The sequence below is a fragment of the Aquimarina megaterium XH134 genome (genome assembly GCF_000520975.1).
Taxonomy (GTDB): Bacteria; Bacteroidota; Bacteroidia; order Flavobacteriales; family Flavobacteriaceae; genus Aquimarina; species Aquimarina megaterium.
The window spans coordinates 48,090-69,391 of record NZ_JACB01000010.1 but is presented as its reverse complement, the minus strand read 5'-3'; the positions used below and the strand labels follow the sequence as shown (position 1 = coordinate 69,391).

Annotated in this window: 18 protein-coding genes; 9 read left to right on the top strand and 9 right to left on the bottom strand. The window is 33.7% G+C overall.

Annotated features, from left to right (window positions below):
• Window position 1 precedes the first annotated feature (1 nt).
• A complete protein-coding gene (locus Z053_RS0109070; RefSeq protein ID WP_025664711.1) occupies window positions 2–298 on the top strand; it encodes a SemiSWEET family transporter in 297 nt (98 codons plus the stop codon).
• The gene (locus tag Z053_RS0109065; RefSeq protein ID WP_025664710.1) at window positions 291–1,280 is read left to right on the top strand and encodes a Gfo/Idh/MocA family protein; all 990 of its coding nucleotides are present in this window, start codon (window positions 291–293) and stop codon (window positions 1,278–1,280) included. The genes Z053_RS0109070 and Z053_RS0109065 overlap by 8 nt, the downstream gene beginning before the upstream one ends.
• Window positions 1,281–1,344: 64 nt before the next feature.
• On the opposite strand, the gene Z053_RS0109060 is transcribed toward Z053_RS0109065, so the two are convergent.
• Entirely contained in the window at window positions 1,345–2,448 is a 1,104-nt protein-coding gene (locus tag Z053_RS0109060; RefSeq protein WP_025664709.1) for an AraC family transcriptional regulator, read from the bottom strand.
• 154 nt (window positions 2,449–2,602) lie between these two features.
• On the opposite strand from Z053_RS0109060, the gene Z053_RS0109055 reads away from it, so the two are divergent.
• The 3 genes from Z053_RS0109055 to Z053_RS0109045 all read left to right on the top strand — a co-directional run bounded on the left by Z053_RS0109055 (window position 2,603) and on the right by Z053_RS0109045 (window position 5,367).
• Complete coding sequence (locus tag Z053_RS0109055; protein WP_025664708.1) at window positions 2,603–3,151, top strand: type II toxin-antitoxin system RatA family toxin; 549 nt, start codon at window positions 2,603–2,605, stop codon at window positions 3,149–3,151.
• 17 nt (window positions 3,152–3,168) lie between these two features.
• Window positions 3,169–4,038: a VOC family protein gene (locus Z053_RS32125; protein WP_316930170.1), complete on the top strand. Its 870-nt coding sequence runs from the start codon at window positions 3,169–3,171 to the stop codon at window positions 4,036–4,038.
• Window positions 4,039–4,155: 117 nt separating this feature from the next.
• A complete protein-coding gene (locus Z053_RS0109045; RefSeq protein ID WP_025664706.1) occupies window positions 4,156–5,367 on the top strand; it encodes a bifunctional alpha/beta hydrolase/OsmC family protein in 1,212 nt (403 codons plus the stop codon).
• Between the two features lie 82 nt (window positions 5,368–5,449).
• Here the strand turns inward: Z053_RS0109045 and Z053_RS29990 are convergent, their stop codons facing one another.
• Window positions 5,450–8,518, bottom strand: a complete 3,069-nt coding sequence (locus Z053_RS29990) for a fibronectin type III domain-containing protein (protein WP_025664705.1) — start codon at window positions 8,516–8,518, stop codon at window positions 5,450–5,452.
• A 187-nt stretch (window positions 8,519–8,705) separates the two neighbouring features.
• Window positions 8,706–11,090: an Ig-like domain-containing protein gene (locus Z053_RS29985; RefSeq protein ID WP_025664704.1), complete on the bottom strand. Its 2,385-nt coding sequence runs from the start codon at window positions 11,088–11,090 to the stop codon at window positions 8,706–8,708.
• A gap of 165 nt (window positions 11,091–11,255) precedes the next feature.
• On the opposite strand from Z053_RS29985, the gene Z053_RS0109030 reads away from it, so the two are divergent.
• Window positions 11,256–12,143, top strand: coding sequence for a hypothetical protein (locus Z053_RS0109030; protein WP_025664703.1), 888 nt, complete (start codon window positions 11,256–11,258; stop codon window positions 12,141–12,143).
• An 18-nt stretch (window positions 12,144–12,161) separates the two neighbouring features.
• On the opposite strand, the gene Z053_RS29980 is transcribed toward Z053_RS0109030, so the two are convergent.
• Window positions 12,162–15,431 (bottom strand): M36 family metallopeptidase, encoded by a 3,270-nt coding sequence (locus tag Z053_RS29980; RefSeq protein WP_025664702.1) that lies wholly within the window; start codon window positions 15,429–15,431, stop codon window positions 12,162–12,164.
• A gap of 413 nt (window positions 15,432–15,844) precedes the next feature.
• Between Z053_RS29980 and Z053_RS0109020 the strand changes: the two genes are divergently transcribed.
• Window positions 15,845–16,327 (top strand): YdeI/OmpD-associated family protein, encoded by a 483-nt coding sequence (locus Z053_RS0109020; RefSeq protein ID WP_025664701.1) that lies wholly within the window; start codon window positions 15,845–15,847, stop codon window positions 16,325–16,327.
• 103 nt (window positions 16,328–16,430) lie between these two features.
• Complete coding sequence (locus tag Z053_RS0109015) at window positions 16,431–17,030, top strand: superoxide dismutase family protein (protein WP_025664700.1); 600 nt, start codon at window positions 16,431–16,433, stop codon at window positions 17,028–17,030.
• 56 nt (window positions 17,031–17,086) lie between these two features.
• Here Z053_RS0109015 and Z053_RS0109010 read toward each other — a convergent pair whose 3' ends face one another.
• Genes Z053_RS0109010 through Z053_RS0109000 form a run of 3 tightly spaced genes read right to left on the bottom strand, consistent with a single transcriptional unit; the run spans window position 17,087 to window position 18,653 of the window.
• Window positions 17,087–17,704, bottom strand: a complete 618-nt coding sequence (locus Z053_RS0109010; RefSeq protein ID WP_025664699.1) for an alpha-ketoglutarate-dependent dioxygenase AlkB family protein — start codon at window positions 17,702–17,704, stop codon at window positions 17,087–17,089.
• Window positions 17,691–17,936 (bottom strand): Ada metal-binding domain-containing protein, encoded by a 246-nt coding sequence (locus Z053_RS0109005; RefSeq protein ID WP_025664698.1) that lies wholly within the window; start codon window positions 17,934–17,936, stop codon window positions 17,691–17,693. The genes Z053_RS0109010 and Z053_RS0109005 overlap by 14 nt, the downstream gene beginning before the upstream one ends.
• Window positions 17,937–17,939: 3 nt before the next feature.
• Window positions 17,940–18,653 (bottom strand): 2OG-Fe(II) oxygenase, encoded by a 714-nt coding sequence (locus tag Z053_RS0109000; RefSeq protein WP_025664697.1) that lies wholly within the window; start codon window positions 18,651–18,653, stop codon window positions 17,940–17,942.
• Between the two features lie 301 nt (window positions 18,654–18,954).
• On the opposite strand from Z053_RS0109000, the gene Z053_RS0108995 reads away from it, so the two are divergent.
• On the top strand, window positions 18,955–20,139 hold the full coding sequence (locus tag Z053_RS0108995; RefSeq protein WP_025664696.1) for an LETM1-related biofilm-associated protein: 1,185 nt from the start codon (window positions 18,955–18,957) through the stop codon (window positions 20,137–20,139).
• On the opposite strand, the gene Z053_RS0108990 is transcribed toward Z053_RS0108995, so the two are convergent.
• Window positions 20,140–20,763 carry a hypothetical protein gene (locus tag Z053_RS0108990; protein ID WP_025664695.1) on the bottom strand — a complete coding sequence of 208 codons (624 nt, stop codon included), beginning with the start codon at window positions 20,761–20,763 and terminating at the stop codon, window positions 20,140–20,142. It abuts the gene before it with no gap.
• A gap of 4 nt (window positions 20,764–20,767) precedes the next feature.
• The gene (locus Z053_RS0108985) at window positions 20,768–21,262 is read right to left on the bottom strand and encodes an RNA polymerase sigma factor (protein WP_025664694.1); all 495 of its coding nucleotides are present in this window, start codon (window positions 21,260–21,262) and stop codon (window positions 20,768–20,770) included.
• Window positions 21,263–21,302 lie beyond the last annotated feature (40 nt).

Sequence of the window (21,302 nt, the reverse complement as noted above, 5' to 3'; positions counted from 1 at the left end):
AATGAACTTTTTACAATCTATTCCAGAATCAATATTTGAAATTATCGGTTTTTCTATTGGTTTTTTTGTTTGTGTTATAACCGCCATTCAAATTATTAAAGAGTACAAATCAAAACAATCTAGTAGCCTTTCACCGGGTTATGTTATGGGCTGGCTATTTGTATATTCATTTTGGGCTCTCTATGGACTTCGGTTTGAAGCAATCGCTTTATGGACAACCAATAGTCTTGCATTATTCCTACAAATAGGTTTATGTATCATAGTTTTTAAGAAAAATAAAAAAAATAAGCATGTCTAAAATAAAGATAGGAATCATAGGCTACGGCAACTGGGTCAAAGATGCTTATATACCCGCTCTTACATATGATGGCAGGGCTAATATTGTTGCTATCTCTGCAAAAAGTGATGCTACCATCGCGGCTATCAAATCACAATTTGGAAATACCATAGATATATATAATAATTACGAAGATTTACTACATTCACCTTCGATTGATGCTGTAATGATTGCTGTACCTGATGCCTTGCATGGTAAAATTGTAATGGAAGCACTAGATTCTGGCAAAGCTATCTTTTATGAACCTCCTATTGGTCATACCAGAGATTTGATACCTAAAGTGTTGAAAAAGTTAGTAAATGCTTCACAAATCACACATGCCGATTTAGAACTAGGGCTTATTCCTGTTATAGCAAAAGCTGCCGAACTCATAAAAAATGAAGCTATTGGAAAAATCCAAACTGCAACTATTGATTTAAGATCTAATTGGGGACCAGAACCTGATCAGGATACAACAAATATCAATCGTTTATCACTCTGGTATGTTCATGTCCTTAACATATTACTTAATGCCAGTCCAAATCGAGTTCTTATTATGGATGGTCATGGAACTAGTGGACGAAGACAAAGCCGAAGTTCTGGTTTTTTTGATTACAACGGTATTTGGGGTGAACTAAAAGTTAATATAGATAGTGTGGATGAGCTGGTCATTACTGTAGAGGTTATTGGCAGTAAAGGAGAGATTCTAATCGATATCTTAACAGGAGAATTGAAATTAAGAACTAAAGAAAAATCTTTAACAGAACATTTCCCTGCACTGCAACCATATGCAGACTGGCCCGGAATGAGAGAATCGATTACTCATTTTTTAGACGCAGTAGAAAGTGGAAATCCAAGTTTTGCTAATGCACATCTGGTTGCAGAATTACAAGCCATAGGAATGGCTTCTGAAAAATCTAAAGATACAGGAAACTGGGTGGTAGTAAAAAGCATGATACCCTAGTGGTATTTATATTCTCTTTTACTTTTCTGAAATCATTAATAATTAACTTATAGCAGTATTTTATTTAAAAATCTTTATCTAGGTATTCCGTTGGCGTCATCGAAGTTACTTTTTTAAACGCTCTGTAAAAACTGGTTTTACTACTAAATCCGCACTCTTCTCCAATAGCTTGAACTGATATTTTCTGTAGCGCACCCGATTGCAACATTTTTTTAGCCTTTTTAATGCGATGATGATTGATAATTTCATAAAAATTAGAATTCATTTTCTCACTCAATACTTGTGAGATATGGTGAGATGGTACATCAATAGTCTTTGACAAATCTGCAATTTTGAAGTTAGGTATTACATACCAGTCTTCATTTTCAAAAAAAGCTTGTATTTGTTGTTGTATTTCCTGTGATCGCATTTCAGACAATGGTGATGTTTTATATTTTTTCCCTTCCAATACCGGAAGAATTTGCTTTATATCCACGATCCAATACCCTAATAATAATATGGTTATCGACATTAGTCCAGAAAGAATAATCTCTGCCGTTATTGCAGAAGCACCTGTAAGTAAAAAACCTGTTTGTAATATGATTTCGGTAAAAGCTAAAATCGCCAGCAAGACACCAAATCGTTTTAGTAAAATACTATTCTTTTTGTCCTTTTTATATATCATTACTAAGGTTACTACCGAATATATCAATAATAAAATCAAATGTAAACTTGCCTGCAACCAATCAGAAAAGGCTACTGCACCACCTGGTAAAATATCGTAATAATATTGTATGATTTCCTGTTTTTCTTCTGAACTTCCTAAATACCTGGGAAAAAGAAGTATCAACATTATTAAAAAAGGTAAAATATGAATCACGTCTATTTTCTTTAGCTTAAAAGAAGAATCTGCATAACTCTTCACAAATAGATAAAAACAGGGACCTACCAAAAATAACAATGGATATCCAACCCCTAACATATGTGGCCATTGCCTGATCAATTGAGTAGTAAACAATAAGTAAGTAAATAAGTGCTGTATAAGACCAAAAAGAGTTATGGCCAGAAAATATCTCGATTGTTTAAGTGATGTACTTTTTAGAATTACCAAAATAACAAAACCGCCAACCACAATAACTCCTCCTAACAGAAAAGTAACCATAAATGCAAAAGACTCAATACTATTCATAGTATAAAAATAGTACTACTTAATTAAATGAAAAACCGAATCACGCAGAATATATAACGAATGAGTTTCAATTAATTGAGTGCACCCTATTTTCAAGGCTTTCCATGATTTTCTTAGGTACTTTTAAAGTGTAAAAACAATTAAAAAAATAGATATGATACGTAAAATTTTAAAAGGAATAGCTTTATTTCTGGTACTTGATATTGTTATTATACTGGTATATGGTTTTGTTCAATATCCAAAGGCAAAAGGTGTACAGCACTTTACTGCCGAGCGAGTCATTAACGCTCCCAAAGATCAAGTTTGGGAAATAATTTCTGATGTAGGTAACTACCACGAAGTAACGGCTCCTAATATTAATCATGTAGAGATTGTTGAAGGAGAAGGTTTAGGGATGAAACGTGTTTGTAGTGCACCCGATGGAAGTAGTTGGGAAGAAACCTGTACATTATGGAATCCTGGTAAAGAGTTTCAGTTTGTTGTGAATACTCAAAAAGAAGATTACCCTTTTCCTCTAAAATCATTATCCGGTTCCTGGAAATTAGAAGCTATAAGTTCTAAGCAAACCCGTCTTTTTCTGGATTTTGCCTACGAATTTAAAAGCCCTTTTCTAAGTGGGTATTTTTTATCAATGGGAACAGAGCAAGCCGAAAAAGACACCGAATTTTTATTAAACAACTGGCAGAAATTAGCTGAAAAATAAAATCAAAAAGCAATATGATGAAAACATATATCACAATATTTATATTTTTAATCTCTACACACACGATATTTTCTCAACAAAAAATCCCTGATTGGTTTCTTGAAAATATGGAACAATCAATCGGTAGCTGGGTTACAGATAATAAAACATATAAAAGTAAAAATGAACCCTTTGATCAATACGGTATGGATTGGAAATGGGGAATCGGAAAACAAAGTATCACCGGTAAACTCTACGGATTAATTAAAGGAAAAAAACAAGGAACTTTTTGGGAGTTTCGTCAATATTGGGATTTTACCAAAAACCAGGGTATTGTTGTTCAATATGGAAGTGATGGTACAGTAGGAATCGGCCCTATGACTCTAAAAGAAGAAAATCAAACCGAAATGATTCAGGAATTTACAAATCCTAATGGTAATAAAAATATTCACAAGCATCTTTCCAGTTTAAGAGAAGGTGAACTTATCACCACTTCATTCGACATTCAAACCAACAAAACATGGAAAAGAAGAAGGTCGTACATTTGGCATATAACCAAAAACAAAAAAATCATGGATCTCGGTATTTTTTCAATTTCATTAGCAGTAAAGGATATTAAAATTTCTAAAGACTTTTATGAAAAACTGGGCTTTACAATGATCGATGGCAATTTGGATCAAAAATGGGTTATCCTTAAAAACGGAGCATCAAAAATTGGTTTGTTTCAGGGAATGTTTCCTAAAAACACGCTTACTTTTAATTCAGAAAATGCTCGTGACATTCATAAAAAGGTAAATGGAGAAGGAATTACAGTTACAATGTCTAATGGTACAGATAAGAACGAGGGACCTGCATCTTTTATGATTACCGACCCTGATGGAAATCCTATTTTAGTTGATCAACATTAAAAAAGTATAAATCAAAAAGCCTGTCAGTCTACGAATTCCTGACAGGTTTAAATTATTAGTACTTAAAATGTTATTTTAAAGCAAAAAGTTCGACCTTTAGTACAAACTATCATTAATATGAGTCTTTCTAAAGTTACTTTTACCAATCCCGAAGGTCAAGTACTATCTGGGCGTTTAGAACTTCCTGCAGATCAACATCCCCATAATTTTGCGCTATTTGCGCATTGTTTTACTTGTAATAAAAACTTGGGTGCGGTACGAAATATAAGTCGAGGACTTACTTCTAAAGGGTTTGGTGTATTGAGATTTGATTTTACCGGGCTTGGAGAAAGCGAAGGTGATTTTGAGGATACTAACTTTTCTGGTAATGTTGAAGATCTTGTAGCTGCAGCACATTTTTTAGCAAAAGAGTATAAAGCTCCTTCCCTGCTTGTCGGACATTCTCTTGGTGGTGCCGCTTCAATATTTGCAGCAGCAAAAATAGATAGTATCAAAGCGGTAACAACTATTGGCGCTCCTTCTAATCCAAAGCATGTCGCCCATCTATTAAAAAGCGGTTTAGAAGAAATTCAAATAAACGGAAAAGCCACAATTAATCTAAGCGGAAGAGATTTCACAATAAAAAAACAATTTTTGGATGACCTGGAAACCAAATCGCTTCCTAATGTTGCGAAGAATTTAAATAAAGCCCTTTTGGTTATGCATTCTCCGCAGGATACTACAGTAAGCATAAAAAATGCCGAAGAAATTTATCATGCAGCAAGACATCCAAAAAGTTTTGTAACACTAGATGGAGCAGATCACTTACTGATGCGAAAAGAAGATTCTGTATATGCAGGAAATGTTATTGCCGAATGGTCATCACGATACATTGAGATTCCTGAAGAACCAAAACTTAAAAGCCAACATCATGTAGTTGCCAGTTTAGGAAATGCTGAAGGATATACTACACAAATGAAAGTGGGGAATCATTATATGATTGCAGATGAGCCAGAAAGTGTAGGAGGTCATGATTTTGGACCATCACCCTATGAGTATGTATCAGCCGGATTATCGGCTTGTACAGCTATGACTATAAAAATGTATGTTGCCAGAAAAGGATGGGATTTGCAACATGTAGAAGTTCATACCAGCTATAGTAAATCTCATATAGCAGACTGTGAAAACTGTGAAGATCCAACAGCAAAAATCGATACTTTCGAAAGAGAAATAAAGATAGAAGGAAATCTTGACGAAAAACAAATTACCAGAATCTTACAAATCGCAGATAAATGCCCGGTTCATAAGACATTGCATAGCGAAACACAGGTAATTACTACTTTGATTTAAAAACTACAACAGAAAGAGCCACTAATTTATTATGAAATTAGTGACTCTTATCAATATATATTTAATCTTTTTTTAGATTATATCATTGTTTTATTAATCGTTGTGTTTTTACAATCTCACTGTTTTGATTCTTTATTGAAAGTAGGTAAATCCCAGAATCAATGCTCTTTGGAGTTATTGTTATCGTTTTATTTGATGCTGTTGTTAAAACTTTCTCCTTGTAAATTACTTTTCCTTCCAGGTTATAAATGACAGCTGTATAAGATGTATTCTTTTCTGGTAAAGATGTAGAAATATTAATTGTTGTAGTAAAGGGGTTAGGATGCACCATAAAAGATTCTTTTTGTGCAATTACAACAGCTTCAGAAGATCTGGCACTAACAGTTGTATATTCTACTATTAATCTAGCTGCTTTGGCAGCACCTCCTTCATATGAATCTGCTACTCTCTTTGCTGATGTACTGGTTAAACTACTTCCCTTCCCTCTAATGATAAAGCTTACATTGTTACCAGATGACCAATTGTTTTTATTGACCAAACTTTGCACCATACTTTTCAAGTCAGGAGAACGCTGCGCATTTCCACTTTGATTACGGGACCAGGATTGTGGACTCCAGGTAACTTTATTTGAAAACACTACTCTTCCTGAAACATTATTAGATGATGAAAATGCGGGTGAATTACTACTATCATGAAGTGATATTTCTAATGTAGCTCCCGCACTATGACTTTCGTCTGCCGTAAACTGTAGATAAGCATTGGTTATGGTTGCATTTTTGGGTATTCCTATCGATCTGAATCGTAACCCAATAACCTGGTAACTAGAATTATTACTGCTATCATAAACCAATTCTAAATCACTACTATTTGTATATAAACTTCCGTTTTTGTCCTCTTCTACATCATCACTACCGTTGCTAATAGCAACTTCTATAGTTTGCGTCCCTCCTGTAGAGGTTTCGCTAAAAGTAGCAGCAATATTTTTATTAGCATTCATAGTAATGGTGGCAGGGTTTGTGGTTCCTGCAAGTGCTCCACTCCATCCATCAAACTGCCATCCAGATGCTGCAGTTGCAGTAACAGTAGCCAAACTCCCATCATTATAAGTTCCTCCTCCGCTTATAGAGCCTTGCCCTACTGTACTTGTAGTTAAGGTATAGGTCGTAGAAGATTGATTACGCATATAATTTGCATACACCGAGTATCTGTAATTACTTTGAGATCCACTACCATAACTTGATGGCATATTGTTACCGTTTGCAGACCAACTTGATCCAGTAGCCTGATATCTTCCCGGGCTTCCGGATACATAAGCGATACCAGGATTGTTAGAGAATATCCAGGCCAACCATATCGTATCTCCATTATTTACAGTAACCGGGCTTTGTAAAGAAACGGTTTGCCACCCCCTGGTTGACCTTACTACAGTAACATTGGTTTGCCCCAGCTTATTGCCAGGTACTCCATTGTTATCTGCATATACACCTAATTGCACATCTCCGGTTCCACCTGCAATATGCATTGTAATACTTTGCAAAATACCATCTTCACTCATTGTATATGGCATAGCTCTACGGGTAGCGTGTTTTGAATCGCTGGTTCCAATAGTTGTTATCCCTAGTGTATAAAGTGTAGCAGATCCATCTAATGTAGTAATACTTTTTGTTGTACTAAATCCTGAAACATTTCCTGCTGCATCTTTTGCTTTAATTTTGAAAGAGTAAGTAGAATTTGGAGATAACCCGTTTACAGCATATCCTGTAGAGGCTGTAGTAGCTATTACAGTATTATTTTGATATACATCGTATCCTGAAACCGCTATATTATCGGTTGATGCGTTCCAGCTTAAAGATACCGAAGTTGCAGTTATATTAGATGATGTTAAGTTTGTTGGTGCTGAAGGTGCCTCATTATCCGGTACATTTGTATTGTTTATAGTTATCACAGAGCCATTAGAAGGATTCCATATGTCTAGATTTGAAGGTATTTGAAATACATTATTGTTTGAAACTTCTCCAACTTGAGATGCATTATCCACCTTAATTGTTCTTGTTTCAATTTTATTTTCGTCTACAAAGATCCATTTAAATTGATTAAACATTGCAGAATTACGAGTCCAGGTTTTGTTATCATTATTAGAACGTAACGGAGCTCCCCAACAACCTTCTCCTGCGTATACAGTTCCGTTTTGATCATCTCTTACAAATCCTTCGTCATTACCAGATCCGGTAGATGGGCGAACGGGCCAGGTAGTTTTTACGGTGTGAGCATCACATTCTACCACTAATTTTACACCTTTATCATAAAAAAGTTGTGCCCAGTTACTGTATTGGCTATTTCCTTCTCTTTTAGAAGAAACGTGAGGTCGCATGGGTTTATGATATTGTGCCATTTTCCAGATTACATTGGGATTGGCATTTAGATCACTTTGCAACCATGTGGTTTGGCTTCCTGAAATAGAAATTTCTGTATTAAGTGTATATGTTCTTACCAAATTATTCCCAAAAGTTAGCGCATAATATACGCTTGATGACGGTACATCAAAAAGATTATAAATACTGTTGTTACTATCTTCATGATTTCCTCGAGTAGCTATAATAGGAAACATTCTGTTATCATTCGCAATTGTTAGTTGCCAGTCATTAAACCAATCAATCCATTCAGAATTACTATCTCCATTAGTCATGTCTCCACCAAATAATACTGCATGGGGTTTTAGTTTTGCGACTAAGCGATTTGCATTTTTTCTTGGCGTACGATTGTTACGAGAATCACCTCCTGCTATGAAAGATAATCGACTATTATCTGCCGGAGCAGTTTTAAACCAAAAACGCTCACTGGTTCCCTGGCTATCTCTAATTACAAAATAATATGCTGTGTTAGGAGATAATCCTGTAAGACGAGCAAAATTATTATTCATTCCTTTATAAGAAACTGTTCTGTCTGGAGCTTGTGAATTTGGGTAACTACTATAATTTGTTCCATAATCAGTAGTTCCATAGTAAACAACAGGACTATTTCCCGATGTCTGATCCCACCCAATTACTATTGAAGTGGCCGGATTATCCCGTAAAGTTAGGCGGTATTTCCCATTAGAAGCTTGAGTTTGTAATCCCAAAAGAATTACAATAAGAAAAATAAGTTTTTTCATTATTTGTGTGTTAGGGTTAGTGTATTAAGAAATCAAAAGTACTTTATTATGAATACGTTAAATACATCATGATTTACTATTAATTGAGAATTAAATTTGGTAACATAAACTTTAAAAAATCATAACAAACAACAAGAGGTTAATTAACATAGGTAACTAAGCGTCACCTTCATTTTCTATATGTATACTATTTTTTGACTACCCTTTTAGTCATTAAAGAATATCCGTTTTTATCTATCACCTGAATAACATATATTCCTTTATCCAGAATTTCGGGACGAATACTTACAGTATTATTTTTGATTTGTGTTTTCTTAGAAAATACAAGTTTTCCATGAGTACTATAAATTTCAATATGTATTACATCTTGTACTATAGGAATCGTGATATTTAACGCTTCATCAAATGGATTAGGATATACTTTAATTTTATGTAATTCGGTATCTAATGATATCGTAGTTATAGTGCTAATTTTATCTTCTTTACGCTCTGCGATTCTCGAATTTCTGCCAAAAGTATAATTCACTATCAATTTAGCCGCTTTATCCGAACCACTTTCATAAGCGCTTACTACTCTTTTATATTGAGTTCTCCAGGAGCTTTTTCCTTTTCCACGAATAATAAAACTCATATTATTACCGGGATTCCATCCTCCTTTATCTACTATTTGTTGTACCATCCCTTTAAGGTTTGGAGTTCGTTGAGCACTACCACTTTGCCCAGCAATCCATGGGTTAGGTTTCCATCGTACTTTATGAGATACAACATTTCTACCTGATACATTATTTTCATTAGAAAACAGAGGTGAATTATCACTATTATGTAAGGAAAACTCTAGTTCTGCTTGTTTATGATGACTTTCATCGGCTGTGAACTGGATATATGCACTATTAATAGTTGCTCCTCGTGGTATTACAATATTCTGAAAGCGAATACCTACTTTTTGAAAACTTATAAGATTTGTAGCATCATATACCAATTCTAGATCACTGCTATCTATATAAAGCTGACCAACAAAATTTTCTTCTACATCATCATATCCATCTGATACGGGTACAGTAAGATTTCCTGAAAACTGCCCGACATTGACTGTTATTTCCTTTTCACTACATAGATCATGATCATCATATGCTATTACTTTAATATTATGAATGCCATTAGTTAAATTTTTCAGGATGTTATACGGAGCAGTAGTATCCACATCAGCCAAATTTTCATCTATATAAAATTCGACTCTATCAATTTCTCCATCACTATCTGTTGCATTTACTTCGATCGTTGTATTTCCCGCAGGAATATGCTGCCCCTCTTGTAATGTAGTAAAAGAAATTTGAGGTGCGTTAAATGCTTTATTTATAATCTTAATTACACTTCCGTTTGAGGGATTCCAGATATCAAGATTATCGGGGATTTCGAATACATCATGGTTAGAAACTTCTCCTACTTGTATTGCGTTATCAACTTTTATAGTTCGTGTTTCAATTTTTACTTCATCAATAAAGATCCATTTAAATTGATTGAATTTACCAGAATCCCTTGTCCAACTTTTGATATCATCATTATCTCGTAATGGCGCTCCCCAACCTCCTTCTCCTACATAGACTGTCCCATCCTCATCTCTTACAAATCCACCTTCATTACCAGAATTCGTAGAAGGCCGTAATGGCCATGTGCTTTTTACTGTATGTGCATCACATTCTATTACCAATTTTACATCTTTATCATAAAATAACTGAGCCCAATTTGCATATTCTATAAGGTTATCTATCTTAGAAGATACATGAGGAAGCATCGGAAAATGATACTGCGCAATTTTCCAGATAATATCCTGATTGGCATTAAGATCATTCTTTAACCAGTTTGTTTGATCTCCAGAAATGGCTGTAAGAGAATTTAATGTATAGGTGCGTACCAGGTTACGCCCAAAAGTAATTGCGTAATGTACTCCAGAAGAAGGTACATCGAATAGATTAATAATCGTACTATTACTTTTTTCATGATTTCCTCTAGCTGCAAGAATAGGAAACATTCTTCCATCGTTGGCAATAGTTAACTGCCAATCATCAAACCACGTTCTCCACTGCGAATCACTATCATTATCGGTCATATCTCCCCCAAAAAGTACCGCATGTGGTTTTAGTTTTGCTACCAGACGGTTTGCATTTAATCTGGGTGTTCTATTATTTCTAGAATCTCCGCCAGCAATAAAGGAAAATCTGCTATTCTCTTGTGGAGCGGTTTTAAACCAAAATCGTTTACTCACTCCTTCACTATCTTTAATCACAAAATAGTATGCTGTATCTGGAGTTAATCCTGATAAACGAACAAAATGATTATTCATCCCACGATAATAAACCATACGATCTGGAGATTTCGAATAGTTATAATTGGTATAATTGGTACCGTGGTCTACTGTATCAAAATATACCATAGGGTTATTTCCTGAAATCTGATCCCACCCAATAACTATAGAAGTGGCTGGGTTATCGCGTAGGGTTAAACGATATTTATCATTAGAAGCATAAGTCTGCAGCCCAATAAGGGCTACAATAAGTAGATAGATTTTTTTCATGGCTGTGTAATATTTGGTTAATGAATTACAAAATTAAACTAATGATAAGCTGCAAATTAAACCTGCTTTAATCTTAATTAAGAATTAAATCAGGTAACAAAAGCTTTCACAAAACATAACAATGAGTTTAGATCCTATTAACATTGATTACTTTTAATTTGTATCATGAAAAATCCTAAAGCATTACGTATTCTTAAAATATCAGTTTTTCTGATTTTCATTGGCAGAGCATGGCAGCATTTGTTCTGGGATGCTCCATATCGGTCTTTCTTTTGGGATGAAGCTCTTTTAAAACCTGTGATCGAGGTTTTTTTTAATATTTCATGGAAAGATTATGTGACAAGTAGCACGACAGATAATACAATTCAAGCTATTATTAGAAGTAATGGTATACTCTATCTAATAGCTGCATTTTGCGCATTAGGTTTTACTATAAGTAATAAAAAATGGGTGCGTTTTCCTATACTGGCAGGAGGAGTTTCTTTAACAATTCTGGCCGTTCTTCTCACTAAAGAAAAGTTTTATCATACGGCTCAATTTTTTGAACATAGCATCCAATTTGGTTTACCTTTTGTTTTACTCTATACCTATACTGATAATTTTACTTCTAAAAGGTTTATCCTTACTCTAAAAATATTAATTGCAGTTACTTTTTTTTCGCATGGACTATACGCTTTTGGGTTTTATCCTGTTCCCGGAAAATTTGTAGATATGGTTATTCAAATTATTGGGTGCTCAGAATCTGCGGCTATCACCTTTTTATACATCGCCGGTATTCTGGATTTTGTAATTGCTGCTTTAATTTTTGTTCCAAAAACGGCTATATATACTTTGTGGTATGCACTAATATGGGGTTTGGCTACCGCATTTGCCAGAATTATCGCTAATTTTTATATTGATTTTCCTTTGCAATCTGTTCATCAAAACCTTTACGAAGTATTATATCGTCTTCCTCATGGTTTAGTGCCATTTATTACCATATTAGTTTTAAAAGACAAAACAATATTTAATACATCTCTAACAAAAAAGACCGTTCGAAAGAACGGTCTTTAGTATTACTCTACAAATCAGTTATTCAATAATAAAACGCTTTATTGTATCTTTTTCTTTTCTTTCAGAATTTTGGATTTTAAGTATATACATACCTGCACCCAAACGATCAAGATTGATAAAGCCATTATTATTAAGCCTTCCTTCTCCAACTACTTGTCCCATAATATTTATAATCGAGTATGATGTATTTGATATTTCTTTACTAGGAACAAACACTCGAAGTAAGTTTCCTTTCTTCAATGGGTTTGGTGCAATTCTAATGGTCGATACCTCACCTTCATCTTCATCACCTAAAATTGGAGTCATACTTCCAAATGCTGCAAGTGTTTCTGCTACTAACGATCCACCACAAGATCCTTCATAAATTTTAACATTAGAGAATATTGAGTTATTTCCGCTACCAGCATCATTATCATTTATAAATACTAAACGATCCATGCTACCTGTATAAAAATCACCCACAGGAATAACATATTTCTTGGTTCCGCTAGCATAATTATCAAAGTTGGTTACTCCATAATTTTGAGTACCGTGAACTTTAAAATATCTAGAAGAAGTCAATGAATTATCATTTTCAAAACCAACTGCGTGGATTTCACCTTGAGAAGTACTGCTAAAATCAAATTCTATTACTGTATTTGCTGTAACAGTATAGTTAAGGCTAATATATTTCCATGTATTATTCTGCATTGATAATCCAGCTCCACCACTTACGATTGAGAAATTACCTGCACTATCTTGATTAGAGAATGCATTAATCTGGAAATCGTTAAAATTCAATGCATCACACACAGGTGGATTTGTGGTACCATTTTGAATACTTACGGCATCTATGGCAATATCACTTTGCCACCCGCTAGTACCACTACCTGTAACTACATTAAATCGTAATTGCACACTTGCGTTACCAGCATATGCAGATAGATCTACATCTGCTGTATTCCAATTGGTACCCTGAGCACCTGTTTTAGAGAATACACTTGTCCAGTTTCCTGTATTATCGGTTCTTGCTTCGACAACCAAAGTATTTATGGCACTTCCTACCATATGGTATTGGAATGCAAGTTTAGGAGTTGTTAAACTACTAAAGTTTAAACAAGGAGAATTTAAAATAGCTCTTTTATTAGGATATCCTGTTCCGTTACCTGAAGCTTCTACATATAGGTAGAACGTACCATCTGCAGCACTACTTGGTCCTGTTCCTGTAGAAGGAGTAGTTCCAGAATTTCTGGTCCAGTTTAGATCATCTCCCGATGTTGCCTGTGCCCATTCTCCCAAATTAGTTTCGAAACTTTCTGAGAACGGGAATGAAGTCACATCGCCAGAACAATTACCAGGCCCTGGACCTGGGTCATCACAAGGATTCACAAAAGAAACCGTTTGGTCTGTATTACTATTAGAACCTCCGTTATTATTTTCGTTAGCATCTTGTCCTACTCCACGTGCTGCAAAAGCTTTCCAGATCAAACACTTATATTTTTCGTTATACAGGTCTTTATCTGCCTGAAGAATTCCATCTCTACCCGAAACAAATCCCGGGTTATTAGCTGTATTCTTTAATCCTTCGATAACAAGGGCCATAGCAATATTATTCCCACCAGTTCCATTATAAAAATCGGCATCAAAACCTTCCTGATCTATTAAAGCCCAGGTCATATCCCAAAGAATTGTTGCGAATGCATAACCAACTCCATGTGGTACACGTAGATTATTTATGTCTCCATAATCTGTACTATTAATAGATGTATCTGTAGAATATCGAGTTGGTCGAATTCCGTTTCCAGAAGTTGGTTGGCCAAGCGCATATGTACCAACACCTCTTCCATCTGTACCTACGTCACCCGCTTTCATCGTAAGTATTAATCCAAAAAAGTCAGACCAGCCTTCTCCCATTTGCTCAGATCCTCCTAAAACATTAGAAGAAGGTCCTCCTACTAATCGAGTAGAAATTCCATGTCCATACTCATGAGCTATAATCCCATTATCAAAATCTCCATCTCTCTTAGGAGTTGTTCTATTCCATAAGAACATTTGCATTCTTGGGTTACTTCCATCTGGTGGAGTACCAAAATTTGCATTATTGATACAATTGGTTCTTGGATCATTACAAGTAACACTACCATCCTGAGCATCGGCGTTTACAGAATCGCTTCCTGCTCCTCCTTTACCATAATTATTTTCCTGAAAATTACCACTAGCTTCATTAAAACCATATTGGTAGAATACATCATGTATAATATTATTCCAGTAAAATAAATTAGTTATAGCTGCATCTCTATAATTGCTGGGATCCTGATTAAGATTTAATGGAAAATCAAAGTCAAGGCTTGATCCTCCATCAGGAGAAGAACCTGTACCATTATTTCCATTAATATCATCCTGTGCCCATACATTATTACCTCTTGTAATGGTGTATTCTGCTCCATTACTTCCATTAGTATCATGCCATCCAAAAGGAGATGCAGTAGCATTTGCCGGATTTGTAACTATAGAACGACTACCATGTATTGGGCTTTCTACTGGCATTGCAAGTACATTATACGAATCAGGCGCCAAAGCTGCCGTTGGTGCTTCTGCAACTGTTACTAGTGGCTTAGTTTCAAAAAGTACAGATTCATCACTATGTGATTTATGATCAGCACCTTCAAAAGTACATTTTACTACCCAGTTATCTTCATAAATAATTTCGCCTGTTTTAGTATCGACATAACTACTCCACCAATTATGGCCATTTTTTTCATATAAATTCACATTCCAGCAAAGACGTAATTCATTATTGTGTAATTTATAGACTTTGCTAACTTTTATGGGTTCATTATCTGCTGTGATTCCAGAATCCATAAAATGCGAAACATCATTTCCGTTAGATTTACTTACGGTCTTAGATAATCTTTTGGCAGAAGGCAGGTTATGTGCTCGTATAACTGCATTTATTGCCGAAATTTCTGTAGAAGATGCTTTAGTAGAAGTTACTTTTGATTTTACTCCTTTAATAAATTGATCAATTTCATAAGTAATTTTGCCATTATTAACTGTTAACTTATATGCCCCGTCTACAATAGGAATCCCATTATAAAGTTGATTAACATATACATGTGTAATACCAGGTTTTAATGAAGGAACCTCATCTGTTATTCTCCATTCTGAAAAATCAGTATTGAACGTTTTTGAGGATTCATTTTTGGCAATATCACTGAAGTGATTTCGAACGAGAGCGTTCGAATTTTGTGCAAGAATTGTTTGCCCTATTAATAATAATAGAATGACAAACGAGTAACCTTTTTTCATAAAATAAAATTTTGAGTTTGTGTTCTATAAAATTAACAAAAATTAAAGCATCTATAAAAACAAATGAAAATACCTCATAAAACACTCGAAATTTAACAATTCTATTGAAATATGTTCAATATCTACATTGTAGCACTTTTTGTTATTCATAATACTTTGCTTAGCTATTATAAATACAGGTTCTAAGATCAAAATATTTTTTACCCAAAAATTTACCTAAAAAAAGAGAAGGATACGAATCCCTTTTCTGCATTACGGAAAAAGCATCGAATTTAATATCATTTTTTTCTAAAACTAACGTTAGTTATCTTTACTAAATATCAAATTTGATTAACACTATTACAAAAACATTAAACAAGATATTCTAAAAATAAAACAAACTTTGTTTTATTTTTTTGGTAAATTCGAAAGCAATGAAAACTCATATTTTTAAAACTTCACTCTATTCTAGTCATAGTATTATTGTACCTAATAAAATTGCACAATACCTTATAGAAGAAGGACATAAAAGGGTGATTGTAGAAATTACTTTTAATACGGTGTCGATACAATATCATGCGGCTTTACAAAAATGGAAAAATAATTACCATATTACTTTTAACAAACAAAATCAAAAAAAATTGGAAGTCTTTCCTACAGATTTTTTTGAAGTTACATTACACGAAGACACTACCAAATATGGAGTAGAAATGCCGGAAGAATTTGATGCTGTTTTACAAAGTGATCTGGAAGCTTTTGAGATTTTCGAATCTTTAACCGATGGGAAAAAGCGAAGTTTAATTTACTATATTCTGAAAATAAAAAACTCTCAGTCTCGAATTGATAAAGCTCTAATTATTACCGAAAATCTAAAACGAGGTATACGGGATAATAAAGAACTCGTAAAAAGAATATAATTTACTTATTTTATAATGCTTTGGGATTTCTTATTTAATTTTTTTGTCATAAACTAAAACTGCATTATATTACGTTTGTAAATGACATACAAATCATAAAATTATGAAAACGTTAAAATTGGTAGTGTTAGCTTTCTTATCAATAGCTGTATTTGGTTGTAAAGGAGAAAAGAAAGAAGCAACAGATCAGGAGAATACTAAAGAAAATGTAGATACTATTACGGATCAGGAAAAAGAAGAAGAGAATATCACAAAGACTATAGCGTTTGCTCTAGAACCAAAAAGTGACAGTAAGGTTTCGGGTAAAGTTATTTTTACCGAATCTGAAGGTATGGTAAATATGGTAGCAGAATTAACAGGGCTTGACGAAGGAGAGCATGCTATCCATATTCATGAAAAAGCAGATTGTACGTCGGCTGATGGTAAATCTACAGGAGGACATTGGAATCCAACTATGGAACCACATGGGAAATGGGGTGCTAAAGAAGGATATCATAAGGGAGATATAGGAAACTTTAAAGCTGATGCAAGTGGTAATGGTAATATTACTTTTGCTACTAACGAATGGTGTATTGGTTGTGATGATGATAAAAAGAACATTGTAGGTAAAGCAATTATCGTGCATCAAGGTATCGATGATTTTACTTCTCAACCTTCTGGTGCTGCTGGTAGCAGAGTGAGTTGTGGAGGTATTATCCAATAAAAATTTATTTTATAAAAACAAAAAGAGGCTATTTTATAAAATAGCCTCTTTTTGTTTTATGCATCTTTTTCAATTATAGTTCTAAAAGTTAAATTAATCCTTGGGGTGTTTATCATTTTTGTAGGAGGCAAACGGTGCAACCAATTAGTTTGTGTTGTATCTTTCATTATTAACAAGCTCCCATTTTCTAAAACCAATGCTCTTTTTTCTTTTGTAACCTTATGCTTAAAGGCAAATTTTCGCTCTGCTCCAAAGCTTAATGATGCAATTGCTCCGTTCTTTTTAAGATCCTTTTCGGCATCACTATGCCAAGCCATTCCTTCGCTACCTGTATGATACAAATTAAGCAAGCAAGAATTGAATGTTTCACTAGTTTTTTGTTCGATAAGCCCTTTTAACTCTAACAATTCTGGTATCCAGGGTAATGCCAATTTTGTAGTATTTGAGTATGTATATTCAAATGGTTTTTCTCCATACCATGCCACTTTACGTTTGGTTATGATTCGTTTACCATAAATAATAGCCTCATCATTTTTCCATTCTATATTTTCTAATAAACGATTAAAATAATGATGTGCTTGCTGTGATAACATCAATTTCCCATAATAATTTACAATTCCATCATAAGGCAATATATTTTTTTCATGATCTATAATATGACTAAATAAATCCATTCTTCCATTTTTTATATTCATTTTTCATACAATGTCCGCAGGGTCTGTATCCATGACTCTTTGCTTCATTTTCTGACCCAAAAAACACTCGGTTTTCTCGTTTCATTCTCTTACCCGACCGACATTTCAAAGTTCCATAAATTTTAAGTTTTCGGTTACCGCCAAAGCAAATTTCTTTTTGCTTTATTTTTTTTCGTAAGTCTATATTTCCTATTTCCTTGTGTTGTATCATTTTCTAACTAACAGCATCATGAAAAATTACTCCTAAGGTATACCTCTTACCACTATGTAACTCGCTCACTCCATGTTTCATATTTACCCTATAATACCCTTTTGTTCCTTTTACAGGTCTAAAATTAGTTGTAAAAATAAGCATATCTCCTTTTTTAGGTTTTAAAACAATAGCTTTAGACTGAGCTCTTGGGATTTGTTGTGTTATTACAAATTCTCCCCCTGTATAATCTTCATCAGGTTCGCTTAAAAACAAAACAGTTTGGAGAGGAAAATACACATCTCCATACATATCCTGATGTAGCGTATTAAACCCTCCTACTCCATATTTCAAAATCAACGGCGTCGGTTTTACCTGGTTATTCGAATGGCATAGTGCCCGTAACTCCCGAAGTGTTTTAGGAAAGATTTTATCTATTTTTAATACTCTCATCCACAAATTAGCAATTGGAACAAGTTTTGGATATATCTTTTCTCTTATAGCCTGTACGGCATCTGGTAATGGGTAATCAAAATATTTGTACTCTCCCAAGCCAAATCTGTATCGTTCCATCACTACTGTTTTACGATAACCTTTCGGATTATCGTATTGGCTTACCATTTCACTGCATTGGTTTTCTGAAAGAAATTCTGGGATAATGGCATATCCTCTTTTATTCATTTTATCAATTATTATTTGCCAATCTATAGTTTCTATTTTACGTTGTATTTCTTTCACCGTTTTTGCGCCTCTACATGTTTTTATTCATACTTTTCTCTGAAATCGTAAAACTCTTATAATTATCAGGTTCTCAAAACCCGTTTCTTGCGTTGTTATTAATATAAATGTTCTGCTGTAACTTAATAATCTTGTATTCTAATACAATTTTACTATCTTTTGATATGCTACATGCTACATAAGACTTGTTCCCGTACCATTATTGTGTTCTCGAAATTTCATTTTTCTTTATACATTTTAATAACTTTTCAAAATAGCATTTCACTAAAATAAAATTAACTTTGTAACAAATCATTAATCAATGAATCCTTCTACTTCGGGTTGGATAGAAAAATTTTTACGAGATCTCGATAGTGACCCTAATTTACCTCAATGGTCATTTGATGAGCTATATCTCGATTTAAGACGAATAGGTTTTATCTATGGTACTTCTATAGATACTATTATAGTTAATGATTCTGATATTGTTTATTCTGAAGAAGAAAAGACAAAAATCAATTTATTTGCTGCACTAGTAATTACCTACTATGATACAATCGAAAATGCTGATAAAAATGATTGTGTTGATGCACTTGTACAGTTCTATGGTTTTTTAGATACCAAAAAATCTATTTTTTCTTTGGGGAATATACTTCCTGGGAATAAAAATGAAAAGCTCGAAAAAATTATACATGCCCGTATACAAACCAATGAATCTGTTTTTAGGAAAAACTTTAGTCATTTATTAACAAATGCATTATTATTTATTGATGTATTAGCTTTTGAGTATTTTCTTATACATGACAAAGATCCTTTTGGGTACGCTGCCAAATTAGAGGAAACCTTAACAAATACTGTTTTTCTTGCACTAAACTCTAAAAAAGAGCAAGATGAATATGACAAGCTTTTGGTTAAGTTATTCTCCTCATCTGTACGGTATACTAGTATTTCTACAGAAGAAGAAGCTAGTTTTGATTATATAGAACTAGATCCATATACAGACGAAATTGAAAAAAAATATATCCTGGATCTTACCAGTTTAGCTGTTTGGAATGATAGAGAAGTAGATACAGGAGAACAGAGTTTTATGCTGGCTCTTGGGACAGAACTTGAACTACCTCATACAGTAATAGCAGAATCGATCGATTTGGTACAATCGTTCATTAATGAACATAAAGAAAATATTTCATTTTTTAATTACTCGAATCCTGCATTACATTTTTATCAGCAAACCTCGCGAACGGTAAGTATATTGATATTAAGGAATAAAAAAAGATTAATTAAAGAAATCTCTGAAAGTAAAGATCTAATGATTTTATTAGGGCAGTCTACCATGCGGGATTTATCTAAAGAAGAAAAACAACAAGTAAAAAAACAACTCCTTGATATCTGCAAAACGATACCTTCTTTGGCTATTTTTATTCTACCAGGTGGAAGTTTACTATTGCCTTTACTGGTAAAATTTATTCCTCAGCTATTACCATCTGCATTTAATGAGAATAAATAATTATATCTCAAGTTTTTTAAGTTCCCCATAATTCCTTTTCAATCTTCGGGTAAAAATCCCATAAATAACCCTGTAGAATAATGCTATTATTCCTATAAATATTGAAGTAACAAATAAAGTAACCACTACGACCAACCATACTGGCAATTGATTTTCGGCAGATCTATTCTGAAATGTTTCTGTAAATATAAGCGCATAACTCATAGTAGCAATCATCGCTAATGCAAAAAAGCTAATGTTTACCCAGATATATCGTTTTACTGTTCTTCTGGTTTTTATAATATTTTCCATTAATACTTTAGCAGAATCAGTAGCCTTTATTTTCTTATAATTTATATAAAAACGAGTAATAAAATATAGCAAAATACCGTAAGAAACAATCGAAGCTATCAAGGAGAATGACCCCATATCTACCTTTTCTACCTTCGAATACATTCCGTTTAGTCTAAATACGACATCCAAAGAAGCCCATAATAGAAATTCTAAAATACTAATGATAAAAATCCATCTTACAATAGAAGAAGATTTCTTTAGTATCATTTTATATATTTCCTTATAAGACAATCTAGGAAGCACATCTTCCTGCTTCTTCCAGTCTTTCTTTAATAGTTCTAATTCATCCATGGGGTTACGGATTTAATATTTTTTTCAACTTCGTTTTTACTCTATTCATCTTTACTCGGGCATTTACCTCGCTAATACCCATGGTATCAGCTATTTCTCGATATGATTTATCTTCAAGATATAAGAAAACCAAAGCTTTCTCTATATCATTTAATTGTTTTACTGCTGCATACATTAGTTTAAGTTGCTGCTCTACCTCGTCATCATATTCTTCAGCTTTTATCTTAAAATTCATCGTATCAAGATCTGCGGTCTTAATACTTCTTTTGGATCTTCTGTATAATGTTATAGCCGTATTTAATGCAACTCTATACATCCATGTACTAAATTTTGCGTCTCCTCTAAACTTAGGATATGCTTTCCAAAGCTGAATCGTTATTTCCTGAAACAAATCATTATGTGAATCTGGATCACTGGTATATATTCGACATACCTTGTGCACAATATTCTGATTTTGCTCAAGATTGGTTACAAAACTATGTTCTAATTCTTTATTCACTTTGGTCGGTTACTTCTTATATGTAGTCAAGAAAACATTT